Raw genomic sequence first — 20,439 nt, 5'->3', positions numbered from 1 at the left:
CACAACAAACTCCTGCATAGCAACGCTTTACGAATAATAAAACAAACCCGGGATCGTCCCGGAAAATCAATAAAGTGCGTAAACTACGCAGCCGGTGATTGGAAAATGCGTAAATTACGCATGACTTAAATATTGTTTATCCGAAAAATTTGAAGGAATACGTAACTACTCGTAATCCGATTCGAGATAATCCTTGGTCATCGCCTGACGGTGAATCCGCTCGGCCAGCCGTTTCGAAAACTCCATTGCCGTGTTCTCGCCGTACGTCTTGAGCATGTGATTCATGGCGATAACCTCGGAAATAACCGTGATATTCTTCCCCGGCGAAATCGGTATCATCACCTGCGGTATCTGCACCCCCAGGATGGTTGTTCCGCGCTCGTCGATACCCAGCCGCTCGATATCGATATCATCGCTCCACAGCGTCAGGTGCACTTCCACCTCGATCCGCTTCTGCAAACGAATCGACCGGATCCCGAACAGCTTCTCGACATCGATAATCCCGATCCCGCGCACTTCCATATGATGCCCCAGCAGTTCCGAGCCGGTCCCCACAATCAGGTCGGGCGCCTTGCGGGTGATCTTGATGACATCATCGGCCACCAGACGGTGGCCGCGTTCGACCAGGTCGAGCGCGATTTCCGACTTGCCGATGCCCGATTTGCCGGTGTAAAGCAGGCCGACACCATACACATCGACCAGCGTCCCATGCACCGTGATACTCGGCGCGAAAATGACATCGAGCACCACCGACAGCCGGTTCAGCAATTCCGATGTGGTCAACCGTGATGAAAAAACGGCCGTCTTGAACTTGTCGGCAATGGCCAGAAAATCGAGCGGCGGCGTGATGCCTTTGGCGATGATGACCAGAGGCACATTGTTGCCGAAAATAAGCTCGCAGGTGTCGATCAATCCTTCGGGACTGAGCTGATTGATATAGGTCATCTCAGTCTCGCCCAGCACCTGGGTCCGCTGATTGGGAAATCGATCCATAAAACCGGCCAGCGCCAGCCCCGGCCGATGCGTTTCGGCGTTCATGATTCTCTTTTTCAACCCGATCTCGCTGTTGAGAAGAGTCAGGTCGAAAAAGTCTTTACGCTCTTTGTAAAATTTCTCGACAGTCAATTCCGGCATAGGACAACCTCTTTTGAATCGATTTGACCAATAATAATCTACGCGGAGGTTATGCGCAATAAAAAAACCCTCCGGGATCGTTTCCGGAGGGTCAGGAAATACGGATTACAGCAAAAGAATCATAACAGCAAGAGAGAGTTTTTATTCATGTTTTTTCTGCATTTCGTTCATATTGTCCTGCATCTTTTTGAGCTCTTCCTGAAGCTGCTTCATCTGCTCCTGAAGCTCCTTCATATCGGGAATTCCCTGATCGAAATCACCCTGGAAAAGCCCCTTCATCCGTGGCAGGAAAATCATATCTTCATCATTATCCGGAACCCAGAAATTACCGAAGGGTTGAAAAGTATCCGGGGATTTCTCGACCTCGAAGGCGAACTGCTTTTCGCCGCGGTCGCGGATTACTTTGACTTCTATTTTGTCCCCTTCGTTTTTGGCCGTCACGGCCTTCTGGACATCCGAAGGATCACCGATGGCGCCGCCGTCAACGGCAACCACCACATCACCCGCCTTGAGCCCCGCTTTTCCGGCCGGGGAATCGGGCATAACCTCGGTAATCAGTGCCCCTTTGCCGTCTGCAACACCGAAATATTCGCCAAGCTGCGCATTAAGGCTCTGAAGCGTCACCCCGATATAGCTGTCGGCATATTTGGAATCATAGAATTTGTAAGTCCTGGAGAATGAGTGGGGGGCCGGATTTGGGCTGTTGAACAGATAATCACGGTCATCACTATAATTATCTCGTTGGCCAAGCTGGACTTCAATTGTCTTCGCCACACCTTGGCGGTTGACTTCCACATTCACTTTGTCGCCCGGCCGGCGGTTCTGAACATAGACCACAAGATCATCGGCATCAACAAGCTTCTGATCGTCCAGCATCAGGATAATATCACCCTGTTTCAGCCCGGCGCGGTCGGCCGGCGAATCGGGAACAACCATTTTGACCACGACACCATGATCGCTGTCGAGGTTGAAGGCTTCTTTCAAATCAGGATCAACCGTCTGGGTATAGATTCCCATCCAGGCGTCGTTATTCGGCCCGGCCCAGGCGGCGGCGGATAAGGTTAGAACAGCGACAGTAAGAGCAATTACCAGTGCAAATCTCTTTCTGTCCATAACAATCACAACTCCTTTCGAAAGCAATAACTGTTTTGCTTTCCTGTCATTTTGTACCAATTTTACCTGTCTAATTGGCCGAGGTTCCAAAATCTTTAAAACCTGATTTGAGCGAGCGGCAAAAAAAGGATGAAGAAATCGGATCGGTGCGAGGGATTAATTACCGGGATAAAAACTTATCCGGCCGCTCAAAATGGCGGTCCGGACATAAGGTGAAGCCACCCTCTCCCCGCGAATCAGCAGGGTCAGGGTTAAATTGGGCCTGACCGGAACGGCGATGTCAAGCTGGCCGAAAAAACCATATTGGGATCCGCCCCCGGAAAGGAAAAATGACGGGTAACCCTCGACACCATCGGGGCTTTCATATTCACTCCCGGCAACATAACTCTTCGGAAAATAGTTGAGTTTTCCGATAAACTCATCGACAATACGCGGGTGGTCTTTCTCATAATAATTCCAGCCGCCCCCGAGAGTAAAGCGGCCCGAAATCGGCATAAGCGCGGCCATCTCCACCCGGTACCGATGTTTCTCCGGAGAAACGTCGGGCATTTTCCCAATAAGAGTCACCTGAATAAATGGAATACCGATCCGTCCGTCCGGGTTGATCCCGGAATTCGGCTTGATCGGGTTTCCGGAATAACCGCGAAAACCGACCGTGTAAATATGATACAGGGTGTCTTCGCTTTCGAGCATATAGGAAGACTCTATGGTCAGATTTTTTATGACGGGAAAAATAAGCCCCCCTGAGAATCTGGTCTTGTCAAAACCGGGAATCCCCCTTTCGACAAAAATCGAAGCATACCCCGCCGACAGCCAGCCGCCGGGGCGCCCCACACGGCCGTCAGGATGCGCCGGATGGCCAAATCCATAAGCGGAAGACAATCCCAGAAAAAGAACCAGAAATATTAAGGCCGGTTGTTTAAGTTTGCAACTCATTCAAGCATCCCTGCCGTTGGTGTTCGGGAGTTTAATGTAGAGCTATACGCGACAAATATCAAGGGGTTAGATTTATTTTCTGTTTTTCCAAATATGCCGGAAACGGGATTTATGCGGCCGAATTTTGATTATTTCGGCTTGACAAAGGCGGAAAAAAGATTATAATAACTGCCTGTTAAAGCAGATTATAGGCGATCTTGAGCGGATTGCCGGCCGTATAAATGATGGAAACTCACTTGAGTATTTGTTTATTCGGTGGTTTTGGCGGACTGATAGATTTGACAAGTTAAGAAAGTTGGTTTTCTGCAGGATTTGATTTATTGAAAAAGATTGGCCTTTGGGCCTGATTTGACGATACAAGAAGATAACCGATTGAGAGAATAGACATTAATAATATCGATATTAATAATTTAGGAACTGCTGATTTAGATATTGATAATAAAGACATAGATAATATAGAATTTAGATAAAGTAGTAAGTTTATACTCCCCTGTAGCTCAGTTGGTAGAGCAGGTGACTGTTAATCACCGGGTCGCAAGTTCGAGTCTTGCCGGGGGAGCAAAAAAAAAACCGCCGGTTACGGCGGTTTTTTTTTGCGCTCAATCGGAGGTTCAACTCAAACGAGTCAGGATCAGTCAGCCGATCAAACCCCGAACTGTGGTCAGCAGCGCGTCGCGATCGACCGGTTTCTCGAGATACCCGGCCGGGTCCGGAAACGATTTCATCCGGGCAATAAAAGTCTTTAACTCGGAGGGCGCCCCGGTCAGGATGATCACCGGAATGTCTTTCGTTTTATCCGAATGTATCAGATTACGATACATTTTTATCCCCGATTCACCCGGCATCGATATGTCCAGTGTGATCAGGTCGGGCCGCTCTGACTCCGCCTTCTGAAACCCTTCGTGCCCGTCGAAGGCGGCGATGGTTTTATACCCGTTTTCTTTGAAGAAAACGGTCAGCACCTCGACCAGATCGGCTTCATCTTCGACGATCAAAATTGTTTTATTATTTTGCATGATGCCATATTCTCCTGTCTGTCATGTTGACAAATCCGTTAATTCCTGGTTTTCATCTTTAGATCAAGAATGTCTTTCAGGCTTTTCAGGGTTTCGGTATCCGCATTATCGATAACATCCTTAAGCTCGTTCTGCAGTTCGACAAGTTCAGCCTGCTCCTTCTCTTCATCCGTGACGGCCAGTCCCAGTTTATTCTTCACCGCCGCCACATAGCGATCCGGCCTGACCGGTTTCTCGATAAATATCCCCGGGCCGGACATGGTAAGTTCTTTCAGGTCGGCTTTGCCGAGCTCGTCGCGGGCATGACCGGTTACGATGATGATCGGTATTTTGGCCCACTGTTTGTTTTTGGTAAGCTCCCGGTAAAATTTAGCCCCTGATTTTTTCGGCATCACCAGGTCCAGAGAGATAAGATCAGGAGTTTTTTTCCTGACGGTCTCCAGCGCCTCAATACCGTCGGCCGCCGTAATCACCCTGAACCCGGCCTCGATCAGGGCCAATTCAAGAAAATTCCTGACATCCTCTTCATCATCAACGACCAGAATCGTTTTTTCTGCTGGTTCGGTCATCTATGACTCCTTATAAAAAATATTTAATTTTCTTTATTCAAAGCGGTGAGCCGGGTACGGGGAAATTCCATGCGGAATCGGGAACCCCTGTTTTTCTGCGACTCGACCACGATTTTGCCGCCATGTTCCTGGACAATCTTGCGGCTTGTCAAAAGCCCGAGACCGGTCCCTCCCCCGCCCTTGGTGGTAAAGAAAGTCGTAAATATCTTTCTCTTTATTTCATAATCCATCCCGGCCCCGTTATCCATCACTCCGAAAACAAGTTTCCCCTTCTCATCCCTGACCGATATCACCACTTCGGAACCTTTTTGCTCCCCCATCAGGCAGGCATCGATGGCATTTGAAACAAGATTCGTCAGACAGGTATGGATACCGTCAGGATCAAGCGGCGCTTTTTTTGTACTCGTCTTAAGATCGGCTTTCAGTTCGATTCCCGACTGTGCCGCGATATCCTTATACAAATCGACAATTTCCATAACCAGCTCGTTCGGGTCCACCATCTTCAAGTTTGGCAGCCGCCCCTTGGAAAAACTGAGGAAATCTTTTACCAGGGTCGTGGTCTTATTGAAATTTCTATCGAGCATCTCACTGCCGCGGTCGATCATGGCCCGATCGCCCTTTTGCAGCCCCAGGCTGATCATATATTTTCCGCCTTCAAGGCCCATCAGAATATTTTTGATACTGTGCGCCAGACCGGCGACAGTCTGCCCGACAGCCGCCAGCCTCTCGGCATCGAGAATATCCCTCTCGAGTCTTTTGACTTTGGTAACATCATTCGATATTTCGATGACATGAGCGACTCGTCCGCCGCCGCGTCGCAGCGGCGACGTCGACACGATATAATCAATCTTCTGACCCCTCTTACCAAGGCCGCTTTGGTTCGAATGGTGAATCCTGCCGTCCCGAAATGTTTTTGCCGCCGGACAATTATGACATCGGCTGCGGCGCCGTTTGTAAACTTCAAAGCAATACCGCCCCATAACATCGCCGAAATTTTCACGAAAGCTCTCATTGGCCCGGACAATTCGATAATTCTCGTCTATCACAGCGACATAACATGGAACCCGATCGAAGAGAATATTAAATTCCTGCTGCTGACGGGTAGTCTCGGTCACGACCGACGACATCTCGACAATATAGTCAATGGGGTTGCCCGATCCCTTTCGCATGGGCATACTCTGTACCACATTATGCGCCTTGCGGCCGTCGCGATCGATCACGACCGTATCGACAACCCGCGGCCGGCCATCCTCGAAGATATGTTTGTGCGGGCATACCGAACATGGTTTGTTCTGTTTCTTGTAAACCGTGTAGCACTTTCGCCCTTCCCATTCACCGAAATAATCATGGAAATTGTCATTGGCCTCGACAATATTGTAGTCTTTATCAATAATGGCCACATTGAATGGAACCAGATGGAAAAACCGATTCACAAACCATGACTTCGATACATTTTTATCTTTGGCAGCTTTCACACTCATGATCGTCTCACCTGTCACGCGCCGTTTTTTGTCCCGACAGCAGGCTCGCCACCAGGTTCAGGAATTCATCGACCACTATCGGTTTCTCGACATAATACTCCGGCTCTTCGATGGTATCATCATCGACATAGGACCTGAAATCGAATTCCCCGCGCTGAATGGCCCCGCTGATAATCACCACCGGAACATTTTTGAATTCGGCCGTCTTCTTGAGTTTGGCGTAAAATGAAATCCCCGTTTCTTTCGGCATCATGATATCCAGGCATATCAAATCCGGACGGTTTTTCCGGGCCATTTCCATGCCCTGATCGGCAGTTTTACATTTCATGGCTTCATAGCCATTGGCCTGCAGGACAGTTGTCAAATAATCGAGCACATCCTGCTCATCATCAATTATCATGATTTTATTACCCATGTTTTTATTGCACCTTTTCCGGCTGAACTTTTTCCAGCCCCGGCAAAACAACATGATTGTACGACGGGCCGGGATTTTTGAATTTCAACAGCCGCTGCAAATAATCAGGTGGTGCCGATTGATGACACGTTGAACACAGCGCCAGGTCCTTCTTATCTGCAATTTCCACCGCCTTCTTTCGGTGACAGGTGACGCACAGGTCATGCATGGCGTCAGTATATGAAACCGCCTCGAGACTCTTGACAACGATCGGCGAGTTCTGCAAAATCAGATCCGCATGACAATCCTCGCATTTTTTCACGGCTTCGCCGTTTCTTTGAACACCGGAGGAGTGGCAGTCATTGCATCTCAGTCTGCCGCCTGAGGCGGAGGCGTGCCAGTCATGATCAAAAACATCGGTCCTTGAGTACATGTCCCGATGGCACTCCCAGCAGCCGCTGTTGCTGTCAAGCGGCATATTCATATGATGACATAAAAGGCAGGAATTCTCTTTTCCATTGTCCTTGACATGCCTGGCATGGTCAAATAGAACACCGTAATCGTCGCGGTTGCCATCGATAAATATCTTATCACCGCCGCGTGATCTTTGCACGAGGACTTGCTCGATTCCCTCACTGCGTATTTTCTGTTCCGGAATGAAGGCAAACGCAATCGCAAAACATATTATGAAAGCCAGGGAATATTTGGTTCGTGCCGCCGCCGATGACGGCCCCAGCCAGACTTCCGAGGCGCGATCGAATTGAGGCAGGGCATATTGATCCGTCTCCGGATGCTTCGGCCGATCCTCCCAGACATGGAATTTTTCTATGGCAAACAGGAACGCCAGAACAGCCGCCGAGACAACACCAAGACTGATTGAAACTTCCATCCACGACGGAATATAGACATCACCCGTCGCGCGAAGCATGGTCAAACCGCCGACATTTATCCGGTTAAAAACCATGCCAAAAACGACCGAAACAGCGCCGACCCATTGCCATTCGGATTTGTCGCGAAGGTTCCTGAAAGAAAATATGACTATCGGTATTATTGTCGAAATGAGAATCTCTACTATGAAGAGGTTGGCTTCCCACGTTCCGGAGAAAATCAGTGAAAACTCGCCTGATATAATTATGTCGATTAGCTTGACCGCGAGATATATCAGCAGCACCCATACGGCTATTTTGCCGAGCTTTGCAATATTCTGAGTTTCCGTCTTCCTGCGATAGAGCCAATGTGAGAAGAGACTTTCGAAAGCAACCATCATCAACCCCAGCGCCACCGCCGATATGAAAAATTGTATCGGCATTATATTCGAATACCAAAGAGGATAAAGCTTATATGGCATTATCAGAAAAAGCGAACCCAGTGAGGATTGATGAAGGGTCGAAAGCATTATTCCCAGCAGGATCAGGGGAAAGCGGAATTTCAGCAGAAAGGTCCTGATTCTGGCATAGCGGCTCGCTTCCTCCAGCGGCACCGGACTGAATTCAAGAAGCAGCACGGTGGTATATAGCATCACGCACCAGCCGACTTCGAAAAGCGGTGAATGAGGATTCCAGAAAATAATCATGTGCCAGATATTCCAGGGCAATCCCAGGTCAAACAACAATCCGACAATGACGGCAACATATCCCAAAAACGCGGTCAGTACCGCCGGTTTCACAAAAGAATGGAACTCTTCCCTCCTCATGATATAGAACAGGGCGGTGATAACGAATCCCCCCGCGGCCAGGGCGACGCCGGCCATCACATCGAACCCGATCCAGAGACCCCAGGGAGTGGCGTCGGTCAAATTGGTCGTAGCTCCAAGGCCGAAAATAAACCGCGTAACCCCCACGGCGGCCGCCAAGCCAATGATCATCCACAGAACCAGTTTCAAATTTTGGACTCTATTCATTTGAATCCGCCTTATCTGTCTCTCCCTTTTTTCGAAGTTCCATGCGACGGCGGACTATCCAGTTAAGGCCGTACATTATCCCGCCCATCCCGACAAAAGCGGCCGGAACCGCCTTCATGGCCGGAGCGGTTCTTTCCGGAAGCGCCTTATTGCCGAGGTTTGTCTGATATGCCAGAAATCCAAGATCCATGTCCGAGATATAGAGAACCGAGGTTCCCCCAATCTCGTGCTCACCCCAGACCTTATCGATGTACTTACCGGGATTTTCTTTGATGCGAGCGTGTGCCAGTTCGATCAGGTCGTTTCTCAAACCGAATATAGTCGCTCCGGTCGGGCATATCTCGGTACAGACCGGTTTTTTGCCATCCTTGATTCTGTCATAACACAAAATGCACTTACGCACGTAAGGAACTTTTTGATCCCAGTCATAGCGAGGTATGCCGTATGGACAGGCCATCATGCAGTACCGGCATCCAAGGCATTTATCGTCGTCATAAACAACCGCGCCTTCTGTCGTGGTATGCAGAGCGCCGACCGGGCAGGCCGAGGCGCAGGCCGGCTCCAGGCAGTGGCGGCATTGCTTGCGAACGTAATGCTTGTCCGGCTTCTGCAGAACCGAGGTCCAGTTTTCGGCGGACAAACCGTCGTTTTTCTGCCAGATACGCGGAATATCCATTTCCAGCCCGTTGACCTTCTTGCAGGCGGCGACACATTCAAGACAGCCGATGCATTTCGTGATATCGGTCAGAATCGCGTAACTCATACCGGCTCTCCCTTCTTGTTGAGGGTCATACATATCTTCTCATCCGTTTCGGGTGGAAATTTCCAGGCCAGGGTCGCTATTAACTGCGAAAGCGGCATGATCACGCAGTGAGCGATTTTGGTGAATGGAATAAGTACAAAAATCAGGTCACCCGCGAAAACATGAACCAGCATCGACAGACGATAAACCGCCGGGTTGATATTAATATGGGCGCAAACAAAGCCTGTGATAAACGGAATGAGCAAAATAATCGGCCAGATAAAGTCCTGCTTGCGGCTGAGATAACTGGAAGAACGGCTGAAGGCGCGGCCGGCCAGAAGCGCCACCGCACAGATTATGGTCGTCACCGTCAACCAATAGGCCCAGTTGTACGGCAGTGTCGGCCATGATATTCCTATCGCTCCCTTCCAGAGATCAATATGGGCAAAAAGAAAAACAGGAACGATTAACAGACCGACATGAAAAAGAATCGAAAAAATCGAATATAGCGGCCGATTGTTGAACACCCGCCTGAATGGAACCAGCCATTCCAGACTGCGGCCGATCATGACTCCCCATGGCAGGGTTTTATCCCCTGCCCGGCGATATGCTTCAAAGGCTCCCCAAAGATCAAGAATCAGGATCCTTGCCAGACCGAGAAGCATTATTGCCAGACTTAATCGAAATAGAGGCCCCCTTGCGAATTCCAGTAGAAAATCCATATTTATTCCTCAACTATCTCATGGTCCTTGACTTCATCTTTTTTTACTTTCAGGCTGTCATCGAATATGATGGCCTTGTAGATCAGATCATGCAAACCGACCACCTCGCAGTCGATTTTCTGATCCTCGACCAGTTCCCGAAGCTGCTTTTTGCAATTGGCGCATGGCGCCACCAGTATTTTGCACTCGCTTCGGCGAATCTGATCCGCCTTTAATTTGCCGCCGACCATCGTCCGGTACGACCGGATTTCGTCGATGGATACTGTCCCGCCGCCTCCCCCGCAGCATATATTATTCTCGCCGCTGGGAGTCATCTCCACGTAGTTTTTGCAGAAAGCCTTCAGCAATTCGCGCGGTTTATCGATAATCCATCGCTGACGGGCAATATTGCAGGGATCGTGATAGGCAACCTTTTCGGTAACGATATCGGGATCGAATTTAAGCCGCCCCTCTTTCCAAACTTTATGGGTGTATTCCATGATATTGATCACAGGATAAGCGTCCTTTCCGCCGCAGTACGTCGGCAGAAAATATTTGGCGGAACGCGAGGCATGACCGCATTCGCCGATAAGGACATTCCTGCCTTTCAATCGCCTCGTCTCGGAGTCAATCTTTTTGACTACTCTTTCCAGAATTCGGTCGCTATAAAAAAGACCATAATTGATGCCGTCGAAATAACCGGTCCCGGTGGTCCAGGAGTCGCCGGTCGCCGTGAATACGGCGGCAATACCCATCAGGGTTTCCGCTTCCATCAGGAAATCGCTGACCGCCGGGAAAAAGACATAATCGGCCCCTTCAATATCACGAGGAAATTTAATCTCCACTCCTTTTTCTTCGAGCATGTCCTCTTCCAGAAAATCCAGAGTGTCAATCATGGCCGGAACCGGTATGGCCGACGTGTTCCCGGTCGCACCTTCAAGCTGTTCGCGTGTGCTTACTACCAAAGCTCTCGGTGCAATTCCTATCTCGCTGAGAATAAACCTCCCCAGATGAGTTATCAAACCATGATCGATGCCTGACGGGCACTCCATCGAGCATCTTCGACAAGCCGTGCAGTTCCAGAAACTCTCGGCCATCTCCCGGATCTTCTCATCGGTCAGATAATCATTGCCCATCAACCTTCCCTTGATCAAACCGCCGACCGTAAAATGCCGGCGATAAACGCTCAACAGCAGCTCGGAACGATAACACGGGATGTCTTTCAAATCATTGGTCGCCTGATATACCTGGCAGGTCACGGCGCACCGCGAGCATTTGGCGCTCATACGGATAAAATGCTCCAGCGCCATGCGATAATTGGTATGCTTCAGGATGGCCGCAAAGGCCTCCAGAAAACGCCGCGGGCGGTCGTTGACATCGAAATCCTCCACATGATAACGGACATCCAGCTTCTGCCTCCGGCTCACCTCCGCTTTGCGGGCCGATTTGAAGGCCCTGATCCGCTCCTCGGGAGTTATTAGACTGGTTTTCATTCATGCTCCATTTATTTTAATTATGTTACTCATCTTTACCGTGCCGATAATGTCATTGTAATTAAAGTTTGATTTCATGACTCGAACACCTTCTCGTGCCCCTCGATCGGACCGCTCAGAATAGGAATGGTTTGCCGGCTGGAATCCGATGCATCGGAGCCGACTTTATCGGATCGGATAAACTCGATGCCATATTCGCGGCAGAATCGTTCGGCCGCAGGATTAGTCGGGCTGATAAAAACGCGGGCATTATATTCCGACTTGGCGGTATAATGGAACTCCCGTATCTCCTGGTCGGGCCGATAAGTGTGCGCGCCGCAGCAAATGGCCACTCTTATTTTTTCCCCGCATACCGGGCAGATCATCTCAGCCACCAGATCGATCAGGAAGGAATCTCTTCCCGGTCCCGGATTGACACAGTAGCCGTTTCTTTCGAACAATTCGCGCGACCAGCTTATCAACTCATCAAGAGAGGTTCCGGACATTCTGGTCGATATGTCCGGATTGCTTTCGGATAATTTCAGAGCCCCCGAAAGATACAACCTGAGAACGCGGCTTATGCCGCCGTTTAAATTACCGATGATTCGAAGCCCCATGGTATGCAGCAAATCTGAGTAAAACCCCCCAATGCCATTGCATAGGACCATATCTATATCATGAAGTTTCATCAACCGGACGCGATGGTAGCCTTCAGAGCCGGAACAATGAACAGTCTTTTGCGAAATCAATCGGTTATTGTCGGCCACAGCGACCGTGAAACTGCTGGCCGCTTCAAAACAGGGGGCCACCCGGTTTTTCAGCTTTGGTATGGCTATTTTTATCATAGTTCTGCAACATTACTATGCATCAATCATGCCAAGTTTACAATTTCGATGTAATTAATTGACTTATAATATCTTGTGTAATAATGCAGATTTTGTGTGTTGCGTTAAATGCAACATATGGATGTAGCATGCAACATAATATGTTGCATTTGCAACATGCGCAACATTTACAAATGGTGCGGGAACCTATTTGATATGGATATTATAGCGCTTCAGTTTACGCCAAAGAGTGGTCCGGTGGATTCCAAGAAACTGAGCCGTTCTGACTATACTGCCTTCGTTTTTTTCGAAAGCATCGATAATACGGCTGTATTCATCTATCGATTCTGAGATTGGCGAGCCGGGTTCTTTTTCATCATGCTGTTTTTCCTTGACCGTCTTTAAAAGCTCTGCCGGAAGATGTTCCTTCTGAATAATGCTTCCCTTGCACACCACGAAGCCATACTCAATAATGTTTTCCAATTCACGGATATTTCCCGGGAAATCATAGCGGAGGAGTATGCTCATAACATCGGGACTGACACTGATCACTTTCTTGCCCTTGCGGGCGTTAAAACGCTTGATAAAATGATCCACCAGGTAAGGAATATCTTCGCGACGATCTCTCAGAGGCGGTAAATCAAACTTAACCACGGCCAGCCGGAAATACAAATCATCCCTGAACTTGGCCTGGGCCACCAGTTGCTTCAAATCTTTATTGGTGGCCGCAACCACACGGATGTCCGCTTTTATCGGAGAAGTGCTTCCGACCGGTTCGTATTCGCGCTCCTGCAACATGCGCAGCAGTTTGATTTGTGTCGGCAAGGGCAAATCGCCGATTTCATCGAAAAAAACAGTGCCTCTCTCCGCCATGGCCAGCTTTCCTCGCTTGTCCTGCTTGGCATCGGTAAAAGCGCCTTTCATATAGCCGAACAGTTCCGATTCAAACAGTTGATGCGGCAGCGTTCCGCAATTGATAATAACATAGGGCCGGTCTTTGCGCGGGCTCAAGTTATGAATCGCCCGCGCGAACAGTTCCTTGCCCGATCCCGACGGCCCCTGAATCAGGACAGTGCTCTCGCTTTCCGCAATGTCCGGAAGAATCGCAAAAAGCTTATGAAGCCGGGGACTTTTTGAAATTATATCCTCGAAAGTGTATTTCTGATTAAGCTCTTTTCTCAAATGTTCGATGGCCGAGAGATCCCGGAAAGTTTCCACGGCGCCAAGGACCTCACCTTTGTCATCTCGAAGAACGGCGGTGGAAATACTGATCGGAATTTTTTCGCCCCGATTGTTTATTATATAAACCGGCCGGTCGATGGCCTCAATGCCGGTTTTAAGGGTCTCTTCAAGAAGACAATTCGCGCAGATATCCGAATGCAGAACATCCGAACATCTTTTACCGATGGCTTTCGAAGCGGGTATCCCGGTTATCTTCTCCGCCGCCCGATTATAGCTGGTAATCATCCGCCGACTGTCAACGGTGAAGACACCATCGGCGATCGAACTCAGGATAACCTTGAAAAATCTCAGATTTTCCGACTTATCGTCCATGCTCCGCATGCCTTTTCAATAAAATCTTATGGGTCTCCCCTATTATACAGTCCGATTAATATATATTCAAGTATTTGATGAGCAGGAAAATATAAAAATATTCCTAATCCCGACTTCCACCGCCATCCCGGCCCTGCCCATGCCCGCCTTTTCCACCATGCCCGCAGCCGGCTTGATTGCCATGTACGAAGCCGCCCTGCAAGCCATGCCCCCGGCAGGCCCTCGACGGATCGACTTCTTCCAGATCACCATTCTTTATATTTTCTAAGACTTTGGCGACTTGGGCGTCTCTTGCATGATAGACTTTGATTCCCTCGGCCTGCATCGTCAGGATTGCCCGCCTTCCAATACCGGAACAGATAATTCCATCAATTTTATATTTGGCCAACTGGTTCATCGGGTGGCAGGTGCCATGATCATGATGAGCATTGCGATTTTCAACAACCTTGATTTGGTCCAATTCGCTGTCATAAAGCGTAAAATATCGGGCCGATCCAAAGTGCTCATTTACCACGTCCTCTTTCCCGGTATCGCCAATGGTGGGAATGCATATCAACATCACATGCCTCGCTTTCTTTCAGGTTTATGATTAAAGCTTTATTGTTCAATACCGCTTCAATCATCCTTTTTCTTGCCTCATAAAGCAGCCTTTGTACCGTCCCCCTGGAGATACCCATCCGATTGCCGGCCTCCTCCTGCTCAAGACCGTCATAGTCACACAACCGCATGGCCTCAAATTGATCCAGCGTAAGGAAAACAGTCTCAATTTCCTTCAGCGGAATCCCCTGCGGTTTGAACACCCGATCGGCCGGATATTTTCTGCAAAATCGAGTCCTTTTGGGACGACCCATTTCGGCTCCTTTTATTTTTGTGCATATGCACAATACCATTATAAGTTATCGTCATTCTTTTGTCAAATAATTAATTCACTTTTCTAAAATATAATCTGTGAGGTTTGACGCCCCTGTTGCGCAGGGCATTAATATCCATTACCGACGGCAGGAGAATTTGTTCAATCCAAAAAGGTAATTTTTTTGAAATAACCACGATTTTTTAAATCCGGTGGCGACGATTTGCCCGCCTCTTTTTTTAATATACTCGTATTTCATTGTCTAATAACGCCATTGGCTAATGACAGAAATAGGCAATCAGACCCATAAATAATCCATAAACGGCTTCTCAGGGTAACGCTGGAGCCATAACATGTTGGAGTCACCATGGGCCTAAAACCAACTTAAAAGTTCTGAGTTCTGCACGGTTCGGGGAGCTTTTTATTTTCGGACCCATCTGACGGATGGGTCATTTTTTATAATATGTTACCCCGATGCCGGAATCAATCGTTCCAGATACCGCCCTTGGGCTGTTTGGAAGCCAGGACGATGTTGGATTGACAATTGGTCACACCTTTTACTTTGGAAGCGATATCCACCAGCTCCTGCTCGATCTTGTTATTCTTGACCATGCCCTTCAGCGTAATATTGGAACCGTTGGCGATAACACCGATTTTCTGGTTCCAGAGAAGGTCCTCCGATGCAAACGCCGCTCTCACCTCACATTCCAGCGAGAGATTATTGAGAGCGGTCTTCGACTGCTCGGTCGTCTTGAACTCCTCACTATCCATGGCGGAGACAACCATCCGGCAAATTGAATCGATGGACATCTTACTCAGGTTCACCGAAAGGTCATACAGGGCCAGATCCCGCCAGTTTTCGCCGAAAAGTATTTTTACCCACCGGCTGCGTTTATCATCGGCGTCCATTAGATATTCCGAGACCTTATTTTTGTCCATGTTCAATTCTTTCATGGCCCGCCGGACCCGGTCCTCAAAAGGCGCTTCCACCTGCAGTTTGAAAACATGCTTGATACCGGTCAGAAAAATCTGCCCGGCCAGGCCCAGATATACGACATTGTCACATTTTACCGCGTCCACGACCGCGGACTGGACATAAACAAGAAACCGGGTATGCTCCTTGGTCAGACGCTGCCAGAAACCGGGGACCTCCTCCAGCTTTCTGATCAGTTCCTCTTCCATAATATTGTATTTTTTGGCGCAGTCGGTGATAACATCCCGATTCTGAAGAAACTTATAATCAAGCCGCCTGGCGAGACAGTCGGCCAGATCACGGCCGCCGCTCTTGACGGCTCTGGCGATGGTTATAACACTCATATCCTATATCTTTCACCAATACTTTTGACAATAAATTTACGGCTCCGCATAAAAAAGTAAAACCGCAAATGACCTTAATTTATAGAATCTGTATTCCATGATATTTCCCTGCGCGAAAGCTAGTGCCTGACTAAATATTACCCCCTCACGATCAATTGTCAAGATAGTTTTCATCCTCTGGTTCCCGTAAGAGGTTCCGAAGTGCTCCACAGCCTGCTGTTAATGTATTGTGCGCGGCCCGCCGCGGCGGGTCCACAGGCCTCCTGAGCCGCGAAGGATCTGCCCATCCTTTTGGAGAGGTGACTGTTAATCACCGGGTCGCAAGTTCGAGCCTTGCCGGGGAGCTGAATATAACCGCATATTCCAAGGAAATAATTTAACCCAATTCCATTTCATAATCAATCTATTGCATAATTCAGGATTTCAGCTATATTAAAAATACCACATCTTGAGGAGGACGCTATGCAGGCTGCCGATATTGTTGATTCAAAATTGAAGCAGGTCGTTATAAAGTCAATCCTGGTTATTTCAGTTTTGCTTCTGTCGGTCATAAATGGCCGATCGTCGACCATAATTCAGGAATATTCATTTGATCGACCGGAACTTATAAAAGTTAAAATCGCCGATCAAATATATGACCGTGTTATAATGCCAGGGGTTCCTAATTACGGCGAAATCGGTCAGCCTTCTCTGCCATCATTTGGTGTTAGAATCCTCCTGCCTTTTAAATCAGAAGTCTCATCGATTGAAGTCTTGACGGGGGAAAAAACGGTAATCGGGGCCGGTTATTTTATTGAGCCGGTCGAAAAACCTTTTATCCTGTCGGCCGCCCCAAATGATTTGGACAATGTTTTCCTGGATTCAATTACATATTCACAAACTACCCCCTTCCCGGCAAATAGATACGAAAAAATCGGGGTCCAGTATTTTCGTGGTTATCAAATATTAGTTCTGAATATTTTTCCGCTCGAATATACCCCGGCCGATGGCTCCGTTTCCTATTATAAAGACTTGACCGTTAAGGTAAATTCCGAATCATCGGACAAATTATTTCCCGCCTTGAGAAATACTTCGACCGACGAGGCTGAGGTCATCAAATGGATCGATAATATTTCGGCTGTGGACTCTTATTCCACCGCAGTCAAAATGGGCCGCGCCGAATATGATATGCTGATTATAACTCTTCCGCAATTCGTAAATGCCTTCATGCCCCTGAAAGAATATCATGACACGACCGGGGTCATCACGGAGATCCATACTCTCGACATGATTGGGGCATCCGATCCTCACTCAGTCCGCAATTATATCCGGCAGGAGTATTTGAACAACGGTATTGAATATGTCGTGATAGGCGCCGATGATGATTTTATTCCGGCGCTCGATATGTATGTTGTTTCATGGGAGGGCACCACCGGGATAACCGAGTATGATATGCCGGGTGATATTTACTTTTCCTGCCTGGACGGGACATTTAATTACGATAATGATACACGATGGGGAGAACCCACCGACGGAGAAGACGGCGGCGACATTGATTTATTTCCTGATGTTTATGTCGGGAGATTTGGAGCACGGTCTTCCCAGGAGGTCTCCAATCTGGTCAATAAAACCCTTGCCTACCTCGGAAGTGAATCATCATACCTTCAAAAAGTCTTATTATCGGGTGAGCAATTGGGCTTCGGAGGACTGGGCGAATATGGCGGTTACGCCATGGATGAAATGGTTAATTACTCCGATGCTCATGGGTTCTTGACCTTTGCCTTTCCTGAAACGGAATATGAAATCGATAAGCTTTATGATATTTTAAGCCTGTCTGCCAATTATTGGCCGGCTTCTCAAATGATCGCCAGAATGAATGCGGGAGTTCATATCATCGATCATTTGGGTCATAGCGATAACGGGTACGCCATGAGGACCGACACCCTGATGATTAAGAACCAATTGGCCAATACCGATTATTTCTTTATCTATGCCGAAGGGTGCAATGCCGGCAAATTCGACATAACCGATTGCTGGGCGGAATATATGACCACCAAACTGCCCAACGGCGCCTTCGGCTGTATCGCCAATTCACGAATTGGCCTGGGATCGAGATCAACCGCTCACCCGGTGCATATCTTCAACCGTGAATTCTGGGATGCCATTTACAGCGGTGAGGAAGCCAAACCTGAATTGGGCCGGGCCCTGGCGGAGGCCCGAATCGATCACGCTTATCACATCAATAGCCCCGGGGTCAGGTGGAATTATTATGAAATAAACCTCTTCGGCGATCCGGCGATAAAATTGAAGTCGGTTCAAAGTCTGGCAATCAGTTTTCCGGATGATGTACCTGAACGCATTTTGCCGTATGAAGAAACTTCTTTTAATGTTCAGGTCACAGGCATTGGAACGGGTACTGCGGTTCAGGGCAGTGGACAATTACATTATTGCATCAATCAGGGCGGCTGGGAAACGGCCGACATGGAAATGCTGTCGCCGAATCTTTATAAGGCGGTTCTGCCTCCTTTGGGATGCACCAGTACGATTGCTTTTTATGTCAGCGCCGAAGAGGAAGGTGGAGAGCTGCATTATTCACCCGACCCGGCTCATCCGATTAGCCTTTCTCCAATAGCCGACTCGGTCATTCTCTTTGCTGATGATTTCGAAACCGATCGGGGATGGTTGATTTCCGGTGGTCTATGGGCACGCGGTGTCCCTGCCGGTCTCGGCGGTGAAGAACTTAACTATCCCGTGCCGGATCCAACCGAAGGATGTAACGGTCCCAAGGTCATGGGATATAATTTAAATGGCGACTACGAAAATAATCTTCCTATAACCTATGTCATCAGTCCCGAATTTGATTGTTCGGATCGTGATAATGTTCATCTCAAGTTTTATCGATGGCTCGGTGTGGAACAGTATGTTTATGATAAAGTGAATATTTTGATTAGTATTGACGGCGTCGACTGGACGGAAATCTGGCGTAATAATGAGGTTATCGCGGATCTGAAGTGGCAGCCGATCGAATTTGATATATCCGACATAGCCGCAAATCAGAAAAGCGTTTATGCCGCCTGGGTTATGGGACCGACCGACGGGGGATTACACTACATCGGCTGGAATATTGATGATGTTCGTATAGTTTCTTATACCTGTCAGGGTTTTTTATGCGGTGATGCCAGCGATGATGGAAATGTAAATTTATTGGATCTTACATATTTGATCAACTATTTATACAAAGGCGGAACCGCGCCCAACCCGATTGCATTGTCCGACGTTGATAATTCCGGTGCAATTAACATATTGGATGTGACCTATTTAATCAATTATCTTTACAAAAACGGGCCACAGCCTGATTGTCCTTAGAATAAACCCAAACCTGGTCCGAATGGCGAGAAAAGACGCAGTTCTTTTACTGCCTGAGGAATAGACCTGTTGAACCGGCGGCAGGCCGAATCCCGGTCACGGGGACGTAATTGTTTCCCGGCGGCCTAACAGGTTAATTATAAATAGACTGCATTTCCCACTTGCCAATTCCGGTAAAATTTAGTCCGAGCAGGTCGAAACCCCGCGGTTTCGACATCTTTTCTTGTGATCGGCGGTCGATCTGAGGACCGACCGGTCACGATATAAATCAAAAGGGTGGCCGCGCCAAACTTGTATGGGGCGGTGATTTTAAGAAACATCCCCAAACATGTATCATTGCTTCGCATGAAACATGTTTGAGGCTGCCACCCATTTAATGTTCGGTCAGGTCTTGTCGAAGACCCTGAATTCTTGAAGGGACCGAGATTTATCGAGGTTGTTTTAGTGGGCGGCAGATGTCCACATCTGCCCCCAGACAAGGCCTCAATAATCACACATTTTGGCGCACTTATACCCATAATAAAAGAAACACTCCTCTACAATACCCCCCGCTGACCAATTTACCATCAAAGTGATGTGGATTTTGCAGGGAGTTATCATGATTTTGTGCTGTCAGGTGCAGATGGCCGTAGGGCAGAACCCGGAATGCGCCGAAGGCCAAATGGAGTGGTTCTGCCTATTAATTCATGTTCATGTGCGAAGCCCGCCCTTTTCATCCGGCGTGATAGCCGTTGTCAACAAACCGGATCCTTCTTCAGATTCTCCTTCCAGAACGGGAATGGCTCAATTTCATCGGGATGTAGTTCATCGATGTATAGCCTATGTTTTTGCCAATGTTGTGTCAGGTCTTGATTCACCGATTTCAATCGGGGAATTGTGACCTGACACCCCCCCCAATTTTCCCCTTGCCAATTCCTCAAAACATTCTATCTTGCCTGAGTGGATGACCACATCTTTGAATGACAACTCGGCAAAAGTACGGGTAGGTCGAAATTGATCTTGCCCTGTTTTATTGGACAATTAAATAAGGTTGTTGGTTTAACCGTTCGAAGTCAACCGGGCTGAGATAATTCAGCGTAGAATGACGACGA

Annotated in this window: 18 protein-coding genes and 1 tRNA gene; 3 read left to right on the top strand and 16 right to left on the bottom strand. The window is 48.3% G+C overall.

Annotation, left to right across the window (positions count from 1 at the left end; genetic code table 11):
- Positions 1 to 165: 165 nt before the first annotated feature.
- The 3 genes from hprK to CVT49_07555 form a co-directional block, all read right to left on the bottom strand.
- Complete coding sequence (hprK, locus tag CVT49_07565) at positions 166 to 1,134, bottom strand: HPr(Ser) kinase/phosphatase (GenBank protein PKK83605.1); 969 nt, start codon at positions 1,132 to 1,134, stop codon at positions 166 to 168.
- A 141-nt stretch (positions 1,135 to 1,275) separates the two neighbouring features.
- On the bottom strand, positions 1,276 to 2,247 hold the full coding sequence (locus CVT49_07560; protein ID PKK83604.1) for a hypothetical protein: 972 nt from the start codon (positions 2,245 to 2,247) through the stop codon (positions 1,276 to 1,278).
- A gap of 156 nt (positions 2,248 to 2,403) precedes the next feature.
- Positions 2,404 to 3,183, bottom strand: coding sequence for a hypothetical protein (locus CVT49_07555; GenBank protein ID PKK83603.1), 780 nt, complete (start codon positions 3,181 to 3,183; stop codon positions 2,404 to 2,406).
- Positions 3,184 to 3,669: 486 nt separating this feature from the next.
- Here CVT49_07555 and CVT49_07550 point away from each other — a divergent pair.
- Positions 3,670 to 3,745 (top strand) — tRNA-Asn (locus tag CVT49_07550).
- 73 nt (positions 3,746 to 3,818) lie between these two features.
- Here the strand turns inward: CVT49_07550 and CVT49_07545 are convergent.
- The 13 genes from CVT49_07545 to CVT49_07485 form a co-directional block, all read right to left on the bottom strand.
- Complete coding sequence (locus CVT49_07545; protein PKK83602.1) at positions 3,819 to 4,199, bottom strand: response regulator; 381 nt, start codon at positions 4,197 to 4,199, stop codon at positions 3,819 to 3,821.
- A 38-nt stretch (positions 4,200 to 4,237) separates the two neighbouring features.
- Positions 4,238 to 4,768 (bottom strand): hypothetical protein, encoded by a 531-nt coding sequence (locus CVT49_07540; GenBank protein ID PKK83601.1) that lies wholly within the window; start codon positions 4,766 to 4,768, stop codon positions 4,238 to 4,240.
- A gap of 23 nt (positions 4,769 to 4,791) precedes the next feature.
- Positions 4,792 to 6,249: a hypothetical protein gene (locus CVT49_07535; protein ID PKK83600.1), complete on the bottom strand. Its 1,458-nt coding sequence runs from the start codon at positions 6,247 to 6,249 to the stop codon at positions 4,792 to 4,794.
- Positions 6,250 to 6,256: 7 nt separating this feature from the next.
- Positions 6,257 to 6,718, bottom strand: a complete 462-nt coding sequence (locus CVT49_07530; GenBank protein ID PKK83599.1) for a response regulator — start codon at positions 6,716 to 6,718, stop codon at positions 6,257 to 6,259.
- A complete protein-coding gene (locus CVT49_07525) occupies positions 6,669 to 8,543 on the bottom strand; it encodes a Ni/Fe-hydrogenase cytochrome b subunit (protein PKK83598.1) in 1,875 nt (624 codons plus the stop codon). Before CVT49_07525 ends, CVT49_07530 begins: the two co-directional genes overlap by 50 nt.
- On the bottom strand, positions 8,536 to 9,339 hold the full coding sequence (locus tag CVT49_07520) for a 4Fe-4S ferredoxin (protein ID PKK83597.1): 804 nt from the start codon (positions 9,337 to 9,339) through the stop codon (positions 8,536 to 8,538). Before CVT49_07520 ends, CVT49_07525 begins: the two co-directional genes overlap by 8 nt.
- Positions 9,303 to 10,007, bottom strand: coding sequence for a hypothetical protein (locus CVT49_07515; protein PKK83596.1), 705 nt, complete (start codon positions 10,005 to 10,007; stop codon positions 9,303 to 9,305). The genes CVT49_07520 and CVT49_07515 overlap by 37 nt, the downstream gene beginning before the upstream one ends.
- A 2-nt stretch (positions 10,008 to 10,009) precedes the next feature.
- The gene (locus CVT49_07510) at positions 10,010 to 11,479 is read right to left on the bottom strand and encodes a (Fe-S)-binding protein (GenBank protein PKK83595.1); all 1,470 of its coding nucleotides are present in this window, start codon (positions 11,477 to 11,479) and stop codon (positions 10,010 to 10,012) included.
- 74 nt (positions 11,480 to 11,553) lie between these two features.
- Positions 11,554 to 12,303: a hypothetical protein gene (locus CVT49_07505; GenBank protein PKK83594.1), complete on the bottom strand. Its 750-nt coding sequence runs from the start codon at positions 12,301 to 12,303 to the stop codon at positions 11,554 to 11,556.
- A gap of 186 nt (positions 12,304 to 12,489) precedes the next feature.
- Complete coding sequence (locus tag CVT49_07500; GenBank protein ID PKK83593.1) at positions 12,490 to 13,836, bottom strand: Fis family transcriptional regulator; 1,347 nt, start codon at positions 13,834 to 13,836, stop codon at positions 12,490 to 12,492.
- Between the two features lie 103 nt (positions 13,837 to 13,939).
- The gene (locus CVT49_07495) at positions 13,940 to 14,395 is read right to left on the bottom strand and encodes a diguanylate cyclase (protein ID PKK83592.1); all 456 of its coding nucleotides are present in this window, start codon (positions 14,393 to 14,395) and stop codon (positions 13,940 to 13,942) included.
- Complete coding sequence (locus CVT49_07490) at positions 14,340 to 14,687, bottom strand: hypothetical protein (GenBank protein PKK83591.1); 348 nt, start codon at positions 14,685 to 14,687, stop codon at positions 14,340 to 14,342. The genes CVT49_07495 and CVT49_07490 overlap by 56 nt, the downstream gene beginning before the upstream one ends.
- Before the next feature lie 482 nt (positions 14,688 to 15,169).
- Positions 15,170 to 16,003, bottom strand: coding sequence for a hypothetical protein (locus CVT49_07485; GenBank protein ID PKK83590.1), 834 nt, complete (start codon positions 16,001 to 16,003; stop codon positions 15,170 to 15,172).
- Between the two features lie 462 nt (positions 16,004 to 16,465).
- Here CVT49_07485 and CVT49_07480 point away from each other — a divergent pair, with 462 nt between their 5' ends.
- Together CVT49_07480 and CVT49_07475 are read left to right on the top strand one after the other, a co-directional pair.
- Complete coding sequence (locus CVT49_07480; protein ID PKK83589.1) at positions 16,466 to 19,348, top strand: hypothetical protein; 2,883 nt, start codon at positions 16,466 to 16,468, stop codon at positions 19,346 to 19,348.
- A 598-nt stretch (positions 19,349 to 19,946) separates the two neighbouring features.
- Entirely contained in the window at positions 19,947 to 20,228 is a 282-nt protein-coding gene (locus tag CVT49_07475) for a hypothetical protein (protein PKK83588.1), read from the top strand.
- Positions 20,229 to 20,439 lie beyond the last annotated feature (211 nt).

The organism is candidate division Zixibacteria bacterium HGW-Zixibacteria-1 (genome assembly GCA_002838945.1).
Lineage (GTDB): Bacteria > Zixibacteria > MSB-5A5 > GN15 > PGXB01 > PGXB01.
Note: the sequence above shows the minus strand (reverse complement) of the source record. Positions and strands in the feature narration are given on the sequence as shown.